The organism is Nitrososphaerota archaeon, assembly GCA_016872055.1.
Classification (GTDB): domain Archaea; phylum Thermoproteota; class Nitrososphaeria; order Nitrososphaerales; family Nitrosopumilaceae; genus Nitrosotenuis.
The window spans coordinates 1-18,212 of record VHBH01000004.1; the positions used below are offsets into that span (position 1 = coordinate 1).

23 protein-coding genes and 1 tRNA gene are annotated in these 18,212 nt (G+C 42.1%); 15 read left to right on the forward strand and 9 right to left on the reverse strand.

The annotated features are described in order from the left end of the window. Window positions 1-79 precede the first annotated feature (79 nt). Entirely contained in the window at window positions 80-553 is a 474-nt protein-coding gene (locus FJ354_04090) for a copper-binding protein (GenBank protein ID MBM3905850.1), read from the forward strand. Here the strand turns inward: FJ354_04090 and FJ354_04095 are convergent. From FJ354_04095 to FJ354_04110, 4 genes are all read right to left on the reverse strand, one after another. Then, window positions 550-897, reverse strand: a complete 348-nt coding sequence (locus FJ354_04095) for a hypothetical protein (protein MBM3905851.1) — start codon at window positions 895-897, stop codon at window positions 550-552. The two genes, FJ354_04090 and FJ354_04095, sit on opposite strands and share 4 nt — an antisense overlap. 38 nt (window positions 898-935) lie before the next feature. Next, window positions 936-1,013: transfer RNA gene (locus FJ354_04100), tRNA-Arg, on the reverse strand. A 35-nt stretch (window positions 1,014-1,048) separates the two neighbouring features. Next, a complete protein-coding gene (locus FJ354_04105) occupies window positions 1,049-1,885 on the reverse strand; it encodes a DNA repair protein (GenBank protein MBM3905852.1) in 837 nt (278 codons plus the stop codon). Then, window positions 1,885-3,141 carry an MBL fold metallo-hydrolase gene (locus FJ354_04110; protein ID MBM3905853.1) on the reverse strand — a complete coding sequence of 419 codons (1,257 nt, stop codon included), beginning with the start codon at window positions 3,139-3,141 and terminating at the stop codon, window positions 1,885-1,887. The genes FJ354_04105 and FJ354_04110 overlap by 1 nt, the downstream gene beginning before the upstream one ends. Window positions 3,142-3,255: 114 nt before the next feature. Between FJ354_04110 and FJ354_04115 the strand changes: the two genes are divergently transcribed. Continuing rightward, window positions 3,256-3,468 (forward strand): hypothetical protein, encoded by a 213-nt coding sequence (locus tag FJ354_04115; protein MBM3905854.1) that lies wholly within the window; start codon window positions 3,256-3,258, stop codon window positions 3,466-3,468. A gap of 139 nt (window positions 3,469-3,607) precedes the next feature. Beyond that, the gene (locus FJ354_04120; protein MBM3905855.1) at window positions 3,608-3,910 is read left to right on the forward strand and encodes a 4Fe-4S dicluster domain-containing protein; all 303 of its coding nucleotides are present in this window, start codon (window positions 3,608-3,610) and stop codon (window positions 3,908-3,910) included. A 16-nt stretch (window positions 3,911-3,926) separates the two neighbouring features. Here the strand turns inward: FJ354_04120 and tgtA are convergent, their stop codons facing one another. Then, window positions 3,927-5,429 (reverse strand): tRNA guanosine(15) transglycosylase TgtA, encoded by a 1,503-nt coding sequence (gene tgtA, locus FJ354_04125; GenBank protein ID MBM3905856.1) that lies wholly within the window; start codon window positions 5,427-5,429, stop codon window positions 3,927-3,929. Window positions 5,430-5,433: 4 nt separating this feature from the next. Beyond that, window positions 5,434-5,988 (reverse strand): shikimate kinase, encoded by a 555-nt coding sequence (locus tag FJ354_04130; GenBank protein MBM3905857.1) that lies wholly within the window; start codon window positions 5,986-5,988, stop codon window positions 5,434-5,436. Between the two features lie 74 nt (window positions 5,989-6,062). On the opposite strand from FJ354_04130, the gene ychF reads away from it, so the two are divergent. Both ychF and tsaD read left to right on the forward strand, forming a co-directional pair. Beyond that, window positions 6,063-7,256 (forward strand): redox-regulated ATPase YchF, encoded by a 1,194-nt coding sequence (ychF, locus tag FJ354_04135; GenBank protein ID MBM3905858.1) that lies wholly within the window; start codon window positions 6,063-6,065, stop codon window positions 7,254-7,256. Between the two features lies 1 nt (window position 7,257). Next, window positions 7,258-8,238 carry a tRNA (adenosine(37)-N6)-threonylcarbamoyltransferase complex transferase subunit TsaD gene (gene tsaD, locus FJ354_04140; protein MBM3905859.1) on the forward strand — a complete coding sequence of 327 codons (981 nt, stop codon included), beginning with the start codon at window positions 7,258-7,260 and terminating at the stop codon, window positions 8,236-8,238. Here the strand turns inward: tsaD and FJ354_04145 are convergent. Then, a complete protein-coding gene (locus tag FJ354_04145) occupies window positions 8,232-8,558 on the reverse strand; it encodes a hypothetical protein (protein ID MBM3905860.1) in 327 nt (108 codons plus the stop codon). The genes tsaD and FJ354_04145 overlap by 7 nt on opposite strands. 107 nt (window positions 8,559-8,665) lie before the next feature. Further along, window positions 8,666-9,475, reverse strand: coding sequence for a fructose 1,6-bisphosphatase (locus tag FJ354_04150; GenBank protein MBM3905861.1), 810 nt, complete (start codon window positions 9,473-9,475; stop codon window positions 8,666-8,668). A gap of 78 nt (window positions 9,476-9,553) precedes the next feature. On the opposite strand from FJ354_04150, the gene FJ354_04155 reads away from it, so the two are divergent. From FJ354_04155 to FJ354_04185, 7 genes are all read left to right on the forward strand, one after another. Further along, window positions 9,554-10,669, forward strand: coding sequence for a hypothetical protein (locus tag FJ354_04155; GenBank protein ID MBM3905862.1), 1,116 nt, complete (start codon window positions 9,554-9,556; stop codon window positions 10,667-10,669). 9 nt (window positions 10,670-10,678) lie between these two features. Next, window positions 10,679-11,836, forward strand: a complete 1,158-nt coding sequence (locus FJ354_04160; GenBank protein ID MBM3905863.1) for an AAA family ATPase — start codon at window positions 10,679-10,681, stop codon at window positions 11,834-11,836. Further along, window positions 11,833-12,156, forward strand: coding sequence for a hypothetical protein (locus FJ354_04165; protein MBM3905864.1), 324 nt, complete (start codon window positions 11,833-11,835; stop codon window positions 12,154-12,156). Before FJ354_04160 ends, FJ354_04165 begins: the two co-directional genes overlap by 4 nt. Window positions 12,157-12,176: 20 nt before the next feature. Continuing rightward, on the forward strand, window positions 12,177-12,482 hold the full coding sequence (locus tag FJ354_04170; GenBank protein ID MBM3905865.1) for a hypothetical protein: 306 nt from the start codon (window positions 12,177-12,179) through the stop codon (window positions 12,480-12,482). A 90-nt stretch (window positions 12,483-12,572) separates the two neighbouring features. Then, window positions 12,573-14,120 carry an acyl-CoA carboxylase subunit beta gene (locus FJ354_04175; protein MBM3905866.1) on the forward strand — a complete coding sequence of 516 codons (1,548 nt, stop codon included), beginning with the start codon at window positions 12,573-12,575 and terminating at the stop codon, window positions 14,118-14,120. Window positions 14,121-14,124: 4 nt separating this feature from the next. Next, window positions 14,125-15,618, forward strand: coding sequence for an acetyl-CoA carboxylase biotin carboxylase subunit (locus FJ354_04180; protein MBM3905867.1), 1,494 nt, complete (start codon window positions 14,125-14,127; stop codon window positions 15,616-15,618). Between the two features lie 2 nt (window positions 15,619-15,620). Beyond that, window positions 15,621-16,133 (forward strand): biotin/lipoyl-binding protein, encoded by a 513-nt coding sequence (locus FJ354_04185; protein ID MBM3905868.1) that lies wholly within the window; start codon window positions 15,621-15,623, stop codon window positions 16,131-16,133. 8 nt (window positions 16,134-16,141) lie between these two features. Here FJ354_04185 and FJ354_04190 read toward each other — a convergent pair whose 3' ends face one another. Further along, window positions 16,142-16,612, reverse strand: coding sequence for a peroxiredoxin (locus FJ354_04190; GenBank protein ID MBM3905869.1), 471 nt, complete (start codon window positions 16,610-16,612; stop codon window positions 16,142-16,144). Between the two features lie 157 nt (window positions 16,613-16,769). Here FJ354_04190 and FJ354_04195 point away from each other — a divergent pair, with 157 nt between their 5' ends. From FJ354_04195 to FJ354_04205, 3 genes are read left to right on the forward strand one after another with little or no spacing between them, the layout of a single operon-like run. Further along, window positions 16,770-17,102: an NADH-quinone oxidoreductase subunit A gene (locus tag FJ354_04195; protein MBM3905870.1), complete on the forward strand. Its 333-nt coding sequence runs from the start codon at window positions 16,770-16,772 to the stop codon at window positions 17,100-17,102. Between the two features lie 42 nt (window positions 17,103-17,144). Continuing rightward, window positions 17,145-17,660, forward strand: a complete 516-nt coding sequence (locus FJ354_04200; protein MBM3905871.1) for an NADH-quinone oxidoreductase subunit B — start codon at window positions 17,145-17,147, stop codon at window positions 17,658-17,660. A gap of 6 nt (window positions 17,661-17,666) precedes the next feature. Continuing rightward, window positions 17,667-18,212 carry an NADH-quinone oxidoreductase subunit C gene (locus tag FJ354_04205; GenBank protein ID MBM3905872.1) on the forward strand — a complete coding sequence of 182 codons (546 nt, stop codon included), beginning with the start codon at window positions 17,667-17,669 and terminating at the stop codon, window positions 18,210-18,212.

Here is an 18,212-nt window from a genome sequence, read left to right on the forward strand (position 1 = left end):
CCAGTACCGGAAACATTGGAACTCCCAAAACAAAAATCTGAAAATTAGCACTAAACTTATAAGACTTTTAGCGACAATAATGGTGTTGAGCAGCAAACCAACATCTAGTCATGCATATGGAATTGGCATTATAACATTGCTCGTTGGGGTGTCGATTGGAGTCGGTTACTATCAGATTTATTATCTTCCGGAATCAATGGCAAAGCCAAAGGTATCTGAAGCAATCCTAAACCCATCTGACGAAATTGAGGTAAAAATGGTCGAAGGCTCTGGCAACCCTGAGCAAAAGGATAACTATATTCCAAAGACAATCAATGTTCAGCTGGGAATCGATAACCGTGTTATCTGGGTAAACTATGATGCAACTCCTCACACTGTATCGCCAAACAAGGCGACTGAGGACTCGTACAGCGGAGAATTTGGCTCACCAGGCGTCGTAAAGCCTGGAGAAAACTATGAATTCCTCTTTACAGAGGCTACAGAAATTGAATATCACTGCTCTCCACATCCATGGATGAAGGGCAAAGTAGTGGTAACAAAGCAGAGATTCTAGGAAAAACTAGCAAAAACAACGTCACTTTCAATTTCTTTGTGTTGCTCTATTATTGATGCGCGAAACTTGACGTCGTGCTTTTGTGCAGGCTCAAAGGTAATCTGCGCAGTAAAGTCGGCCTTGTTGTTTGGCATGGATTCCCGGCTTATGAAAAGCCTCGAACTGCGCTGAGATATTTTTTTGCCGTTATGCGATGTAAATAACATGAGTTCATTGGATCCGAGAATTTGGGTGTTAAGGACAATGCTATCGTATTTTCCGGAATAATTTACCAGTATAGTACCTATGATGTCTGAATTTGGACTAATGTTTTTGTTCTGTAGGACTATCTCGATATCTTTCATTGTATGCCGCAGGGTGTGATGTTAAATAATTTTTTAGGTGGCGGGCCAGAAGGGCTTCGATCCCTTGACCACTGGATTAGAAGTCCAGCACTCTATCCATGCTGAGCTACCGGCCCAAACTCCTCAAAATGAGCTGGCATTTTAAGGGTTTTTACAACCATTTTTTCTGATTTGACTCCCTGATCAACTTGAAGAGAAATTGCTGGCAGTACCCTGCATATGGCCCAAAATACTCTGTGATTTCTTCGTGCAAAATTTGATATTTCTTTTGTGTCAGTGTTTTTCCCTCAAAGAGAAATCTCTCTGGATAGTATTCCTGCAGACTGCGAATTATCCAGCGGTCCAGCGGAAATGATTCCAGCTTTTCTAGTGAGAAAAGCAAAATACAGTCAGCTACCTTATCTCCAATCCCAAATATCTTCAGTAGGGATTCTTTAACTGTGTGATAGTCTTCCTTTTTTAGATGATCAAAGTCGATCTGGCCATTGCTGACTAGTCTTGATGCCTCTTTAACAAATGACGCTCTGTATCCCAGGCCGCAGGATGACAACTCTTGTCTTGTTGCATTTGCCAATTTTTTTGGTTCTGGAAATGTATAGAATTCTTTATTATCAAATTTGATTTTTTTACCAAACTTTATTGTAATATTTTGCAAAGTTCGCCTGATGTTTTGTATGCTAGAATTAGATGATACAATAAATGAAATGTAGCACTGGAACGGATCCTGTCGCATTAGCCGAAGGCCTGCAAATTCTTTTACTGCCTTTTTTATTATTTTGTCTTGGGATATTGATTTAATTATTTTCTCAAAATTGTCTTTTTCTCTGAATAAATCATAATCTTGTTTTTGATACGATGACACCATGCCGGGATTGCTCTCGTCAACCGATAAAACATCATAGCCGTTTATTCCATACCACTTGGTCCCAAACTTTTCCCACAAAAACACTTGGCCACTGTTGATGGTATGATCTAGGTTGATTTGCATTATATCGATATGACGTCGCCCATCTTTGGGGCATGTGCATCGAAGCCAAACCGCTCGTTGATTTCCTGTGCAAACTTTGTGCACGAGTTTCCATCCCCGTGGACAGTCAGGACCTTGGGATTTCCCTTGATCTTCTTGATTAGATCAAATAACGCGTTTCTATCAGAATGCCCTGAAAACTCGAACTGTCGTACTTGGGCCTCTGCCTTTCGCTCTCTACCTTGGACTGAAATCTTGCCTGAATCTAGAAGCCTTCTGCCGGGCGTACCCTCACCTTGATATGATACAAGTGCAATTCCATTTTTTTTGTCAAGCGCCAATTCTTGCAGATAAAAGACAGCGTTTCCGCCAACTAGCATTCCTGCAGGCGATATTACAACACATGGCTCTGCAAGCTCGCGCTTTCGCTCTGAGTGAGTCCTCACCCAGACTGTATTTTCTATTGCATCTACAAATACCTCATAGTCTCGGAGATATTCTGGATATCGTAGTAACACTTCGTTGACACTTAGCGCCATTCCATCCATGATTATTTTGTGCTTGAACTTGGCGTTTTTTAAAATGCAGGCAATTTCCTGGGAGCGCTCTACAGAAAATGCTGGAACAAACAGGGTTCCCTTTTGATCCAGTATTTCATTTGCAAACTCGATGAACTTTTCCTCAGATTCCTTTCTTGGCATTTGTTCTGTTTGAGAATAGGTACTCTCTGTGATTAGCATATCAATTTCACCAATGTCGAGGTCTGCTTCGCGCAACATTCTGGAGCCGTTTACGTTGATGTCTCCAGTGTAGAAGAGTTTTTTTCCTTCAGATTCGACTAGGACGGTTCCTCCACCCACAACGTGGCCGGAATCTCGAAGTTCAAACGATGACTTGCCATGAGTGATTTTTTCGTTAAAGCCAACTCGCTTTGCATGCGAATACATCTTGTGAACTTCGGGCAAACCAAACGGGTGGGCTTCCTTTTCCAGTCGTAGCATGTCTTCGATTAGAATTCTACTGAGATCAAATGTTGGCGGAGTTGCATACACAGGGCAGGTACCACTAACATACATCAATGGTACATAGCCGGAATGGTCCAAATGCGCATGTGTTACTATGATGGAGTCGACTTCCTTTGGCATCACGTGCATTGGTGCCAGCAGGTTTTTTCCAAGATTTACTCCATAATCCAATAGGTAATTGGCCCCTTCACAGTTTACCAAAAAGCCAGACCTTCCTACCTCTAGGCCTGCCCCCAAAACTTTTACTTTCAAGAGATTGGGATGGTTTTTGGTCTACGTTAAAAGGTTGTCACAAGGACGACCGATCGTTGCGCTAATAATATAATCTTCAAAAGCTTTAATTAGTCAAACCTAAGATCCTTTTTCATGGGTAGAACTTTTGACCAATGGTGGAATTCAATTCCTGCAGACCTACGCAACAAAACCCGCGCAGGCGATGAAGGAAACAAACCACTGTTAAACCAAATTAATTGGGTTTGGGTAAAAAATCTGATGGACAAAAGAGCTGACTTGAATCCAAGTGCAGCTGAATTGCTAGATTGGGTAACAAGCGGCCAAATCGACGCAATGCGAAAGTAAAAACCATCTGTATACCTTTTTTATATTTTGAAAATTTTTTGTTTATTTGATCGCGCACATCGATCAAAAAATAACGCTGTTGAATATTTCAATCATGGTTTAAATAGTTAGCACAGGCAAATTACATTAAGTGAAATAAATGCCAATAGCAATACTTCCAGACGTTGATGAACAAAGATGTATTGGCTGCGCACTATGCGTAGAAATCTGTACATCTCTTGGCCCAGACGTACTCCGAGTAAAACCAGTCGAAGGCTGGAAAAGAGGTAAGGCATTTGTCTTTTACCCAGAAAGATGCATCTCCGATGGAGCATGCATCGGTGTTTGCCCAACAAAGTCAATCTTCTGGATGAGACCAATGAACTACACAGCTGGACAACCAGTTCCTCTACACAGAAACGGAGTTTTCGTAAAAGGCTGGGCAGAAGACGCAGGTCTTTAGACCGCTTTCTTTCTTTTTACTTTTTTATTTGTCTAGTTTTGACTGATTTTGGTATTTTTTGAGATTTTAGGAAGTCGTTCTTTTCGAGATGAATTTTCTCGAACTTGTTGTTCTGCAAAAAAGCCTTCCAGGTCTTTGAAAATTCTGTAAATTCTTCTGGCTTTGCGTTGGTATTTGCCATTACATAATGCGCTGCTGGATAAAGGTCGGAGATCTCCAGAGGTATCAGTCCTAGATATGGGTTGAACTGGCAAAACTGAACTTTATCTTCTTTGTATTTTTTCTTGATTTTGGAGTAATCTCCTGAAAGATAGAATGGTTTGTCTGCCGTATCTCTTAGAATTACGAGCTCTTTTTTGTCGGTCTTAAAAGCCCGAACTGTTCTGTGATATGATAGAAGCTCCGGTCTGAACTGGTCCTCTGGGGTGTATAGGAATAATGCCCTCTCCTTGAATTTAGGAGTGGTTTTTGCCAAAAACTCGGAATTTGCAGTAAAGACATTCAGTGTTTCGTAGAGCTTTGGGTGAGCCTTTATCTTTTTGACGACATACTCCCAGAGCCTACCTTCGTGGATTGCCTCCTTGGTCCTATCTACTTCGGACTTGATAGCATATAGATTATGGAGGGCAATACAGGGGATTCGCTCATTTGCTGGCAATTCTGAGAGTGACTTGGGGGTGTATTTTTTGCAAACCTCGCAGTTGCACGCAAAATATTGCATCTCGGTGAGTTGGTTTGTTCTGTCATCTGAGATGTACCTATCGTGCTTTGCATAAAGCATGTAGGATGCAGAATCAAATGTGTCATAACCCAAGGCAATTGCAATTGGTATTGTAAGTGGATGGCCTGCGCCAAACAAGTGAAGCGGTATTGAATCCGGGATTAGCTTTTTTGCTTCAAGAATAATTTTTGCCAAGAGACCATACTCGTATGACTCCATTACCTCAACTGGGCTGCCAAATGCAAGCATCTGGTATCCCTGTGATAGTAGGCTACTAGTTGATCTTCTAACCAAGTCCAGGTGTTCCGCTCCCTGGATTGGACCAATCCAGATCTGGCCATTTTCTTTTTTGTCCTTGATTGTTTTCTCTGTTACTGCTAGTGTATGGTCGACATAGTCCTTTGCCTTTTTCTTTGGTAGCCCGTATCCAGTAGGCTTGTCCAGAGGTATTGCAATGTCCGTCATTATTTTTTGTTCATAGTCGGCCATGGCATCTGGCGTGACATCTACTTGGCCATATTCTAGTACTTGGTATCCACCAGAGTCCGTCATGATGCTGCCGTCGAATTTTATGATATCATGAATGCCACGCCTTACAGCTTCGTCACCCCAGCGCTTCATTGTGATGTATGCATTTGTTATGACAAGATCAAAACCCATTTGTCTTAGCTTTGATGGTGGAATGCTTTGCTTTACTGGGTGAATCACCGGGACAAATGCAGGAGTCTCTACTTTGCCGTGATTTGTCTGCAGTATTGCTATTCTTGCTGCAAGGTCTGTCTTTAGAATTTCAAACATGGGATCACTCTTTATTTGGGAAAAACTTTGCCAAGTCTCCTTTACGTGATACTAAATCCAGCCAGTCTATTTTATCTCCTTTGGATTTGCGCTGTGTGATCAAGCCTATCTTTGCTATGATTTGGCTAGGGGATAAATTGGTAGCATTGATTTGAAATGTCTTTTTGATGCCAAAGCTTGCAATAGAGTCGTATTCTATTATGCCTAGGATTTCACTTCCTACGTTTTCTATGATTTTCTTTTGCGTGTATTTTCTTTTTTTGTAAACTGGGATTAGCTTGTATGGATTTTTTCGCAAAATTATTGTTGTACTTACCCGTGTTTTATCCAAGACATATGGGGCTAGGTGTCCAACTATGATACTGTTCTTTTTTGCTAATTTTTTTACTAGCCTTGCCAATTTTTTTACGTCAACGTCTAGTGTTGAGCCAGATTTTTCATAGACTTTGTTTTGTATTGCGATTTGGTTTAGGTCAAGTATTGGCAGGTCTAGTTTTTGTGCCAATTTTTCAGAGACTGTATGTTTGCCTACACCTGGATTGCCAGTAATTACTAACATGTAGGAGGCTAGTTTTACTCCACATTAAACAATTTCTGCAATCCTAATAAGAAGTGGTGATTTTTTTATCTTTGATGTTTATCGGTCTTTTAGGCAAGGCAAATGTAGGAAAATCCACGTTCTTTTCTGCATCTACTGAAACCGCAGTGCCAATTGGGAATTATCCATTTACCACAATAGAGCCAAACGTCGGGGTGACGTATGTAAAGACAAAATGTGCATGCAAGCATTTTGGCATTGCACACCAAAACCCAATGTGCTTGGATGGAATTCGACTAGTTCCTGTCAAAATCATTGATGTCGCGGGATTGGTACCGGGAGCACATGAGGGCAAGGGTCTAGGTAACAGGTTCCTAGACGATGCACGACAGGCAGATGTTCTAATTCATGTAGTGGATATTGCTGGCACAACAGATATCCAGGGCCAGCCAGTCCCTGCGGGAACTCACAATCCTCTAGATGACGTGGAATTTGTTGAAAACGAGTTCAACCAGTGGTTTAAGCAAATCCTGATGCGGGAATGGCAAAAATTACTAAAGGAAATTCTACAAAAGACAGCAACACTAGTAGAGGGAATAACAAGAAGGTTTTCCGGCCTTGGAATCAAGGACTATCAAGTATCTGATATGCTAAAGGAGACTGGACTTGCTGCAAAAAAACCAACAGAGTGGACAGAGCAAGACATTTTGCAATTTGTAACCAAGCTTCGCAAAAAAACAAAACCAGTACTAATTGTGGCAAACAAGGCGGATTTGTGCAAGGATCTATCCATAATTGAGAAAATAAAAAAAGAAAGTCACGTGGTAACATGTAGTGCTGAATCTGAGTTATTACTCAGAAAAGCAAGCAAGGCAAATCTGATAAAATATGTTCCAGGCGATTCGTCATTTACCATATCAAACGAATCCACAATAAATCCTCAACAAAAGCAAGCGCTGGATCTGGTAAAGTATGTGATGGGAAAAATCCAGACAACCGGCGTTCAATCGGCAATCAATTATGCTGTATTTGATGTTCTCAAGTTCATCACAGTATATCCTGTAGAGGATGAGACCAAGCTCTCAAACAAGGATGGCGTCGTACTGCCTGACGCAAGACTGTTACCTGTCGGCTCTACTGCAAAAGAGCTGGCAGGCACAATACATGCAGATCTGGCAAAGGGATTTTTGCATGCAATTGACGCAAAGACAAAGCAGCGAATCAGTGCTGATCACATCCTCAAGGACGGGGATGTAATCAAAATCATATCTAGCATGAGTCGTGGATAAAATGATCTGTTTAGGAATAGAAAGCACTGCACACACATTTTCATGCGCTATAGTGGAAAAGAAAAACGAAAAGGGAAAAATTCTTTCTGATGTTCGCAAAATCTATCGACCACCAGACGGGCAAGGAATCCATCCGCGCGAAGCCTCGCGACACCACATTGAGCACAGTACCAGCGTTTTATCAGAGTGTATGCAAAAGGCAAATCTATCCATTAAAGACATTGACATTATTTCATATTCAGCCGGACCTGGCCTTGGACCGTGCCTGCGAGTCTCTGGCGTAATAGCTAGGACAATATCATCATATCACAAAATTCCAATCTATCCTGTCAATCATGCGATAGGGCACATCGAGCTGGGTAAAATGCTCACTGGAGCAAAGGATCCTCTGGTGTTACTAGTATCGGGAGGACATACAATGCTTGCTGCATTCAAGTACAAAAAATGGAGAATATTTGGAGAGACACTTGACATAACACTTGGACAACTGCTGGACCAGTTTGGGCGCTCGCTTGGATTTGCATCACCATGCGGAAAAAAAATTGAAGAACTTGCGCAAGAATCTGATAACTATGTTGAACTACCATATGTCGTAAAAGGAAATGATGTGTCGTTTTCTGGACTAATGTCTGCAGCAAAAAGAATCTCAAAAAACAAGCAGGATGCATGCTACTCCATACAGGAAACGGCATTTGCAATGATTGGCGAGGCTGCAGAACGGGCATTGTCTTTTACAGAAAAAAAGGAGCTGCTAGTAGTTGGTGGCGTTGCAGCAAACAAAAGACTCTCGCAAATATTTCGGCAAATCTGTACAAGACAAAAGGCAAAGTTCTTTGTCTCACCTCTGGATTATTCCGGAGATTGTGGCTCGCAAATTGCTTGGACTGGATTATTAGAGGCAACTGCAAAAAAGGGTGCAAAAATTCAGGATACGTTTGTCAGACAATCCTGGAGACTAGATACAGTGCAAATTGATTACTGAGACTTTGCTTGCTCGATTGCCTTTTTGATGTCTTTTTCCCAGCCGCCTGTGCTAAAGACGCCGAACTTGAAGGTTTTTTCTCCGTCTGCTGTCTTGCCTGTGATGCAGATCTTTTTTATGAAGAGTCCCTCCTTCCAGACCTTTTGAATATCGCCTAGGGGCACATCTATGATTGTCTCCTCTATACGCTTGGTAAAATCGGCAATTCTTCCGCGAGTCTTATCAAAGGCAACTCGCTTGTTTGTTAATGTCAGAATTCCTGGACCTAGGCTGTCTTCACTGCAGTCTTCTTGCTTTAGTCGCTTTTCTGATTCGTCCATGTGGAATTTTCTTTTGGTGATTATATAAAAATTAAACAGAAAAAATAACTGAAAATTTCCAATGAACTACTTAAATAAGATAATTTGAAAAGAGATATTCTTCAAAATTACTTATTTCCGAGTTTGAGTTGTTTTGAAATCTCTGATAAAATTTTCTTGTTTGCTGCCGCAATAAATGAAAGTCTTGTCTCATAGGATAGATCAGAATCTAATGGCTTTAGCTTTGAATCTAGCAAAATGCCGCCTGCCTCTTTTGATATTATGTAGCCAGCTGCCATGTCGGTGACGCGAATTTTATCCCTTAGGTCAATATAGACATCCATTAGACCACGTGCAAAAATTGCTAGCTCTAGCGCGTTTGCGCCTAGGTGCCTTGAGTGATTGGAATTCTCAAAGATTGGTTGGATTCTTTTTACTAGCTTGGGTTTTGCTCCAGAGACATTGATTCCGACAATTTTGTAGACGGGGAACTGCTTGTGCACAATGATTTTTTTCTTGTTCAAGTATGCCCCTTTTCCCTTTGTTGCCCAATACATGTCACCATTGGATAGATCAGTCACCACACCGTCTGTGATGGAGCTGAGCTTGTACTTTGGTGCAAATGCAAGCGAGCAGCAAAAAAATGGAATTCCGCGCACTGCGTTTGCCGAGCCGTCAATTGCATCCATTACCACAAAGCCCTTTGGGTTCTTTGATAATTCTACACGGCCGCACTCTTCACCTAGTACTGTACAATCAAACTTTACTTTTTTTAGATAATCAAGAACTGTCTTTTCTGCGACAATGTCTATTTTTCTAGAAATGTCTCCGCCCTTGCCAACTCCGTAGTCTTCTCCAGCTGCTTTTGTTCCTGCTAGATCTTTTACATTTTGGTACACTAGCTTGGATGCGTTGCGCAAAACCTCGATTGGCTGCATAATATCTGGGAAAATTTTTCGTAATTTAATCTAAGAAATCTTGAAAGGCTAAATAACTAGATGGAAAGCTAATCACTGATGAGCGGCAAGGACCAGTCCGTAGTGTCTAAAGAGGCACTAATGTCCACAAAATCTGGCAAGCAGATAATCAAGCAAGGATTATTCAAGTCAAAGGGATTCAAGCTTTTCAACCAGTACAAGGAAGAGGCAGAATCAGAGTTTCCAAAATTTGCGCAGAGATTTACAGATGACTTGTTGCGTGAGATAAAAAATGATGCCTCTCCTGCATCCACGCAAAAGGCGTTTGCGCAAGAGGTGTGTTCTGAGGAAATAATACTACAGGATTCGCAGATTCCTGAAATCAAATCAAAGCTTGAAAATCCAGAAATTCTCAAAGACCGGGTTTTGCGCATTTTAAACTCTAATTTTGTAAAAATGACACTACCAGTGTTTTGCTCCTTGTATGATGCGGCAGCTGAATACACCAACACAAAATCTGCGCAAATGAGACAGAACCTAGTTGACGGACACATAATAGCAATTGACCTCTCTGAGCCAATGGATAGAATAGTCGACAAGGACGAGGACTTGGAATATCTGGATGACTACAAGCTCATGAATCCATACATTTTGAAGCTTGCGAGAGATAAAATCGCAAAAGGAGGCGAGGAAGTTTTACGGGAATTCGAGGAAGGATTTCGCGATGCAAGACTAGGCCAATACATTGACACCAAACTCAAAAGCACACCGACAAAAATTACCGAAGAGCAGATGAACCAGTGCTACAAAAAATACCGAGCAGTGATGGGTACTGCTGGACGCAACATGGCACTATCCAAGAACCCACTGGGTGAGATATTCTATTTGGGAATGGCGAGAGCTGCAGAGGGGGTAGGGTGTGGAAATGAAATCGAGGACTCGATTAAAAACAAATTTGTAAAGGTCCCGTCATGGCCACTATACTATTCATTGCTGACAAATGACGTCAAAAAGGGCTTTGAAAATACGATGAAGAAAAGTGAACTATACCTGTCCGACGCAAGACTTGCACTGGAGTTACTCCCGAAGGATTTTTCGCATACGGAATTTTTGGAGTTTTTGTTTTTGACTGTAGAGCACTACAACCAGTACTGGTATAATCAGCTTGACAAGGCAGACCTGTGGTCGGAATTTTCCGCAAAACTTCCGAGGTGATAAGCTATGATGTGGTCTGAAAAACATAGGCCAAAGAAAATAATCGACATGGTTGGAAACGAGGAATCTCGCAAATCCTTTGTCGAGTGGCTTACAAAATGGAAGGTAGGTGCAAAGCCAATTTTACTTGTGGGTCCACCAGGAATAGGAAAGACAACGCTTGCGCATTTAGCTGCCAAGGAATTTGGATATGATCTAATAGGAATGAACGCAAGCGATGTCCGTAACAAGTCAAACATTGAGGACTTGTTATCGCCACTGCTTGGAAGTACCAGCTTGCTTGGCAAGCCAATGATATTTGTCGACGAAGTGGATGGAATTCATGGCAGGTCTGACTTTGGGGGGGTAGAAGCATTGATCAAAATTCTCAAAGAGCCAACCATTCCGATAATTCTTGCAGCAAACTCTGATGATTCTGACAAAATGAAGAACATCAAAAAAACAGCAAAGACCGTCAACTTCAAGCCTGTCCCACCGCGGCTACTCGGATTATACCTGAATAAGGCCCTCAAAGAAGAGGGAGCAAAACTCTCGCCTGGAACCATAATCAAAATAATTGTGGACTGTAAGGGAGACATTCGCTCATTATTGAACATGGCGCAGGCCCAGCTTGGTGGATTCGATGTAATGACTGAAAAATCGTTTGAGGCACTAGACGTAGAGGCTGGCATCACTGCGTTTTTCAAGGCAAAAACACCACAAGAGGCTCAAAGTGTTTTGTATTCTTTGAGAATTGATCCGCGAGAGAAAATCAATGGATTCTATTCTAGTATAGTGACCAGCAACATTCCAAACCATGACATGGCTCGACTATTAGATGTGATATCTGAGGCAGATATGCTGTATGGCAAAATAATGAAAACGCAGGAATGGCGACTTCTCCGATATCTGGATAATATTTTGCTGAAATTATATTCTGAGGGCATGTCGGTGCAATATTCGCAGTACAATTTGTCGTGGCCGCTTTTGAACAAACTGAGATGGGACGGCAAGGTAATCAAATCGCTTGGAGCAAATCTTGCGAAGAGATTCCATGTATCCACCAGTACGATTGCGACACATTATCTGCCGTACATTTTGTTTTGCATCAAAAACAAAAAGCTAGAACTCGAAGTCAACCCTGAATATTCCGAGGTAATCCAAAAAGAGATTGATCTGATAAAATGAGCTGGCGTAAAATCCCGATGAAGTTCCCTGGAACTTGTATTGTATGCAACCAGAAAATCGAGGTAAACGAGATTGGCCTGTGGGCAAAGGGAATTGGGGTCAAGCACGAAAAATGTGCAGAAAAAGAGGTAAAGGAACTAAAATGTGTCATATGCGGAGGCCCTGCAGGGTGCGCAAAGTGCGAGTTTGCAGACGACTGTGATCGAAGCAGGGTCTCAGAATTGTGTGTGTGCAAAAAGTGTGGCAACTCGCAGGAATCGTTTTTGGATTATCAAAATGCCGTAAAAAAGAACTATTCACTGCTAAATCTTAAAATTTAAGCGCAAAAGAGAACTATACATTGACTGACACCCAGATCGAGACAAAAAAAGAAGGGATCACATACCAGATTCCTCCGTATAATCCTCAGTACGTTCTGAGCCCCGAATTCAAGGGAACATCAAACTATGAGGTGGGTGTGGGTGACATGGTAAAGCAAAAGAAAGAGGATCTGGAAAGATTGCGAGTTGACCCAGAGGCAACCCCTAGCCAAATCAAGCAGGCGGAGGAAGACCTCAAAAAACTAGAGACATTATACGAAAATTACAACATCGGAATGAATGTCTTTAGAACTGCCAAGGGTGGCAGGGACAAAATCCGGGAATAATTTTAACAAAGCGCGATCAGGCATTTTCAATACCATCACGTTCTAAAATTAATATAGAGTTTATCTTGGTCAGTTGTTGCGGGGTCTTACATGCACACTGACAAAATTGAAAAATTTCTAGAAAAGCAAAAGACAGCGCTTGCAAGCGGAGGTCAGGACAGAATAAAGGCTCAGCATGAAAAGGGAAAACTCACCGCCAGAGAGAGAATCCATCTTTTATTGGATGAAGGAAGCTTTACGGAAATTGATGCGCTAACAACTCACCATTATTACGAATATGACATGCAGAAAAAGAAATTCTTTACCGATGGTGTCGTCACTGGCTATGGCACCATCAATGGTAGACAGGTCTTTGTCTTTGCGTATGATTTTACAGTTCTTGGCGGCACACTATCACAGATGGGCGCCAAAAAAATTACAAAACTAATGGACCATGCGGTGCGAACAGGCTGCCCAATTATAGGAATTGCTGACTCTGGTGGTGCAAGAATTCAGGAAGGAATATTGAGTCTTGATGGATTTGCAGATATCTTTTATCACAATGAGCTCGCATCTGGCGTCGTCCCGCAGATCACTGCAAGCATTGGACCTTCTGCTGGCGGTGCGGTGTATTCTCCTGCGATGACTGACTTTGTCATAATGGTGGAAAAGGAAGGAACGATGTACGTGACAGGTCCAGAAGTGGTAAAGACTGTTCTTGGCGAGGAAGTATCTTTTGAGGATCTTGGAGGCGCAATGGCACACGGAACCAAGTCAGGTGTTGCTCACTTTGTCGCAAAAAATGAATACGATTGTTTTGATAAAATCAAGACTCTACTTTCATACATTCCGTCAAACAACACAGAAGAAGCGCCACACGTTGTAACCGACGACGATCCGAACAGGACAGATCACAACTTGATAAACAAAATTCCTGAAAACTCGCTTCAACCATACGACATGAAGGAGATACTTCTCTCCATTGTGGACAACAACCAATTATTTGAGGTCCATGAGTTATTTGCGCAAAACGTAATTGTTGGATTTGCAAGAATGAACGGTAGAACTGTGGGTATTGTGGCAAACCAGCCTATGTCTCTGGCAGGCGCACTAGACATAGATTCTTCAAACAAGGCTTCACGCTTCATTAGGTACTGCGATGCATTTAACATTCCAATTATCACATTTGTGGACACGCCAGGCTACATGCCTGGAACCCACCAGGAACACAACGGAATAATCAGACATGGAAGTAAGCTTCTCTATGCCTACTGCGAAGCCACAGTTCCAAAAATCACACTAGTAATTGGCAAAGCATATGGCGGAGCATACATTGCCATGGGAAGCAAAAACCTTCGAACCGACATTAACTATGCGTGGCCTACTGCACAGATTGCCGTACTTGGTTCAGAGGCCGCAGTAAAAATCATGAACAAAAAAGATCTTGACAATGCCAAAAACCCAGACGAGCTCAAAAAACAATTAACAGCTGAATTTAATGAAAAGTTTGCAAATCCGTATGTTGCAGCATCGACAGGATCTGTAGATGCAGTAATTGACCCTGCCCAAACCAGACCGATGTTGATCAAGGCACTTGAAATGCTTGCAAACAAGAGAGACAAACAGCTTCCTCGAAAACATGGAAACATAAACCTGTGATACTATGATAAAAAAAGTTCTAATCGCAAATAGGGGAGAAATAGCATTACGTGTAATTCGAACGTGCAAGGCACTTGGACTCAAGACAGTTGCGGTATATTCTGATGAAGATTACAACTCACTCCATGTCAAAAAGGCAGACGAGGCATTCTATATCGGCAAAGCAGCTCCTCGAGAGAGCTATCTCAACCAAGAAAGAATTCTTGATGCGATACTAAAGTCTGGCTCTGATGCGGTTCACCCTGGTTATGGATTCCTCTCAGAAAACTCTGACTTTGCACAACTATGTGAGGACAACAAGATCAATTTCATTGGACCATCAGCTGCCTCAATGGATCTCTGCGGTGATAAAATGCGTTGCAAGGCAGCAATGTTCAAGGCAAAGGTGCCGACAGTTCCTGGCAGTCCTGACCTAGTCAAGGATGTCGAGGAGGCACTAGACATTGCGAATGAAATTGGATATCCGGTTTTGCTAAAATCAGTATATGGCGGAGGAGGAAGAGGAATCAGACTAGTCAACAACGACAAGGAACTCAGGGAAGCATACGAGACAGTAACTGGCGAATCCATTGCGGCATTTGGCAAGTCTGCAATCCTAGTTGAGAAATTCCTAGAAAAAATCAGGCACATTGAATACCAGATGGCGCGAGACAAGCATGGAAATGCGGTGCATATCTTTGAGAGAGAGTGCTCAATTCAGCGACGCAACCAAAAACTAATCGAGCAGACCCCATCACCAGTAGTTGACCAAAAGACAAGAGACCGGATAGGCGAACTTGTGGTAAAGGCAGCAGAGGCAGTAGACTATACCAACCTTGGTACTGCAGAATTCCTCCGAGCAGACAATGGCGATTTCTATTTCATTGAAATAAACGCAAGGCTTCAAGTAGAGCACCCAATCACGGAGCTGGTCTCTGGCTTGGACTTGGTAAAACTGCAACTAGACATTGCAAACGGTGAGCCGTTGCCGTTTAAGCAAAAAGACTTACACATGAATGGTTATGCAATTGAATGCAGAATCAACGCAGAGGACACGTTCTTAGACTTTGCGCCATCGACGGGCCCAGTTCCGGATGTTACAATACCGTCTGGTCCTGGCGTTAGATGTGACACATACCTATATCCTGGATGCACAGTCTCGCCGTTTTATGATTCGCTGATGGCAAAACTAATCACATGGGGCCAAACTTTTGAGGAATCACGAGTTCGAATGATAAACGCACTAAACGACTTTTACATCCAAGGCGTAGAGACGTCAATACCGCTGTACAAGACCATACTAAAAACAGAAGAATACAAAAAGGGAAATCTTTCCACTGACTTTTTGAAGCGATATGGAATAATAGACAAACTAGTACAAGACATCAAAGAAGACCAAAAGCAAAAGCAACATGCCGCAATTGCGGGTGCCATTATCCACTCTGAATTCTTTAGAAGCAGAGTAAAATCATCAAGTGCTCCAAGCCCACGCTGGAAGAGCCACATGGATGGAAGATAATCATGGAATACAAAATAGCAGACATTGAAGCGGCATTTGAGGGCCATATCCTGCAAAAAACAGGCGAATCTGATTACACCATCAAAATAAACGACAAACAACACACACTCAAAATTCTCAAAATGAACACTCGAGGAATAGAATTTGTCCTCGATTCCCACGTCCACACTGTCAAGTATCTGGACGCCGGGACTGCACATATGAAGATGGTAGTTGATAGTACTCCGTTTACAGTAAACATGCATCACTCTCTAAACGAGATTGTCTACAAGAATTCTGGCGGAGAAGACTCCGGCGACGCACAAACAGCACTGCACAGTCAAATTCCAGGCAAAGTAGTCTCTGTTAATGTAAGCGAGGGTGATAGCGTCAAAAAGGGTGATGTCGTCTGCGTTTTGGAATCAATGAAGATGCAGGTATCAATAAAATCGCACAAGGACGGCACCATCAAGAAAATCAAGGTAAAGCCTACGGCATCTGTTGCAAAAAATGATATCCTAGCAGAAATAGAATAAAGAAGAATTTAGTTTCCTTTCTTGAGGAAATCAATTATCTCTTGGTAGTTTGGCTCCACCAATGGATTATCAGAGACCCACTTGTATGATACTGTGCCATTTTCATCCACTACAAAGATAGAGCGCTTTGCTGCATCGTATCCTTTTACATGTAGGAGGTCTGGCATTAGTATGTCATAATCTCGTATGGTCTTTGACTTGTAGTCTCCAAGTATTGGATAGTTTAAATGGAATTTTTCTGCAAACGCCTTGTTTGCAAATGGACCGTCATTTGAGATTCCAATTACTTGAGCGCCAAGCGCAGAGATCTCGCCCCATCTGTCCCGGAAAGTACACATTTCATTGGTACAAACAGGAGAGCTTGCGGCAACAAAAAATGACAGAACTGCTTTTTTGCCCTTAAACTCGGAGAGCTTTCTCATTTTTAGATCGGTGTCTACCAGCTCAAACTCTGGAGCCTTTTCGCCTACATTTACCATGAATAAAAAAAACCAAATGCGATATATCAATGATGTCAAGATTAATTTTTGATCGCAAAAATTTATTGAATTCTTTACATAGCTTTTTATATTAACAATCGGGTGTCAAGCTGATTTGGTTGGGGAATATGCGGCTAGCTATAGTCATGTTCTTCTGATGTTTGGCTTTGCCATCGTGGCTGTAGGTCCCGCACTTTTGATATCGCGTATGATTTCACCTAGACGACTCAGCAATCCAGTCAAGTTCCTCCCGATGGAAGCAGGTCAAGTACCCAAGGGAGAGGGAAGAACCCACTTTATGATGCAGTATTATGCGTATGTTCTAATGTTTGTAGTATTTGATGTGATGGCAATATTTCTGTATGCATGGGGCAGCTCACTTTTGAATCTGCCCAAGACTGCGACTTTGCCAATAATCGCATTTTTGGGAATAATGTTTGCAGCTATGGCTTTTGCTTTGTACCAGTCAAAGAGGAGAAATATTTGGTAGTCTTAATATTACTTGGACGCAAAAACCTGGTGAGGGATTAAATTGCTAAAAGATCTACTCACACCACAAAACGCAAATGTCTTTGTAGGCAAGCTAGGCGATGTTCTAGTCAAAGCTATTGATCAACCCCTAGGATACGCAATTAACTGGAGTAGACTCTGGTCTTTGTGGCCTGTGCACATTGAAACTGCTTGTTGTAGTGTTGAATTTGGTGCTGCATCCAGCCCAAGATATGATGTAGAGCGATTTGGAATCATCGAGGCGTTCGGATCGCTACGCCAATGTGATCTTGTGGTAGTACAGGGAACCATCACGAGAAAGATGGCACCAAGACTAAGACTAGTCTATGACCAAATGCCAGAGCCCAAGTATGTAATTGCTATGGGAGCCTGCGCAATCACCGGCGGACTGTACTTTGATTCGTATAATGTCTTACCTGGAATTGATGGAATTTTACCAGTTGATGTGTACGTACCAGGTTGCCCTCCAAGACCTGAGACCCTAATTCAGGGATGCATGTTACTACAAGAGAAAATTAAGAGGCTAAAGGCTAGGTAATGCTAAATGAGCTCACAAGAAACAAAACCAGTAGCACAATCAGAGTTAGTAAAGGATCTCCCAAAGTTTGAAAAATCAATAGCAGATAAGATTGAAAAAAAGTTTGGCTCAAAGACAAAAATTGAATTTGTAAAAGAGAACAGAGTCCGCATCAAAGTATCAAAAGAAGACGTACTGGATGTGGCAAAATTCCTTCATGATGAGATGCACTATGACCACGCCGAGGCCGTTACAGGCGTTGACTATCCAGAAGAAAAGGAAATTGAAGTTGTTTATCATTTAGGCTCTTATACGGACCCAGAACTTGCAAATCAGGTTCTGACCCTGGCAACTAGGGCTCCAAGAGAGGATAACCCAAATCCGGGATCCGATAGCACCAAACTTCCAAGCCTCAGGGATATTTTCTACAGTGTAGAATTTCATGAGCGTGAATGCTTTGAGATGCTTGGCGTTTACTTTGATGGTCATCCAGATAATCGCAGATTACTCCTCCCAGAAGACTGGGCGGACTTGCCACCAATGCGAAAAGACTTCAAACTAAAGGGACGATAA

Excerpts from the sequence above, each read along its gene's own strand:
- FJ354_04090 (MBM3905850.1), top strand. The coding sequence starts at position 80 with ATGGTGTTGAGCAGCAAACCAACATCTAGTCATGCATATGGAATTGGC.
- FJ354_04095 (MBM3905851.1), bottom strand. The coding sequence starts at position 897 with ATGAAAGATATCGAGATAGTCCTACAGAACAAAAACATTAGTCCAAAT.
- FJ354_04105 (MBM3905852.1), bottom strand. The coding sequence starts at position 1,885 with ATGCAAATCAACCTAGATCATACCATCAACAGTGGCCAAGTGTTTTTG.
- FJ354_04115 (MBM3905854.1), top strand. The coding sequence starts at position 3,256 with ATGGGTAGAACTTTTGACCAATGGTGGAATTCAATTCCTGCAGACCTA.
- FJ354_04120 (MBM3905855.1), top strand. The coding sequence starts at position 3,608 with ATGCCAATAGCAATACTTCCAGACGTTGATGAACAAAGATGTATTGGC.
- tgtA (MBM3905856.1), bottom strand. The coding sequence starts at position 5,429 with ATGTTTGAAATTCTAAAGACAGACCTTGCAGCAAGAATAGCAATACTG.
- FJ354_04130 (MBM3905857.1), bottom strand. The coding sequence starts at position 5,988 with ATGTTAGTAATTACTGGCAATCCAGGTGTAGGCAAACATACAGTCTCT.
- ychF (MBM3905858.1), top strand. The coding sequence starts at position 6,063 with ATGTTTATCGGTCTTTTAGGCAAGGCAAATGTAGGAAAATCCACGTTC.
- tsaD (MBM3905859.1), top strand. The coding sequence starts at position 7,258 with ATGATCTGTTTAGGAATAGAAAGCACTGCACACACATTTTCATGCGCT.
- FJ354_04145 (MBM3905860.1), bottom strand. The coding sequence starts at position 8,558 with ATGGACGAATCAGAAAAGCGACTAAAGCAAGAAGACTGCAGTGAAGAC.
- FJ354_04150 (MBM3905861.1), bottom strand. The coding sequence starts at position 9,475 with ATGCAGCCAATCGAGGTTTTGCGCAACGCATCCAAGCTAGTGTACCAA.
- FJ354_04155 (MBM3905862.1), top strand. The coding sequence starts at position 9,554 with ATGAGCGGCAAGGACCAGTCCGTAGTGTCTAAAGAGGCACTAATGTCC.
- FJ354_04160 (MBM3905863.1), top strand. The coding sequence starts at position 10,679 with ATGTGGTCTGAAAAACATAGGCCAAAGAAAATAATCGACATGGTTGGA.
- FJ354_04165 (MBM3905864.1), top strand. The coding sequence starts at position 11,833 with ATGAGCTGGCGTAAAATCCCGATGAAGTTCCCTGGAACTTGTATTGTA.
- FJ354_04175 (MBM3905866.1), top strand. The coding sequence starts at position 12,573 with ATGCACACTGACAAAATTGAAAAATTTCTAGAAAAGCAAAAGACAGCG.
- FJ354_04180 (MBM3905867.1), top strand. The coding sequence starts at position 14,125 with ATGATAAAAAAAGTTCTAATCGCAAATAGGGGAGAAATAGCATTACGT.
- FJ354_04185 (MBM3905868.1), top strand. The coding sequence starts at position 15,621 with ATGGAATACAAAATAGCAGACATTGAAGCGGCATTTGAGGGCCATATC.
- FJ354_04190 (MBM3905869.1), bottom strand. The coding sequence starts at position 16,612 with ATGGTAAATGTAGGCGAAAAGGCTCCAGAGTTTGAGCTGGTAGACACC.
- FJ354_04195 (MBM3905870.1), top strand. The coding sequence starts at position 16,770 with ATGTTTGGCTTTGCCATCGTGGCTGTAGGTCCCGCACTTTTGATATCG.
- FJ354_04205 (MBM3905872.1), top strand. The coding sequence starts at position 17,667 with ATGAGCTCACAAGAAACAAAACCAGTAGCACAATCAGAGTTAGTAAAG.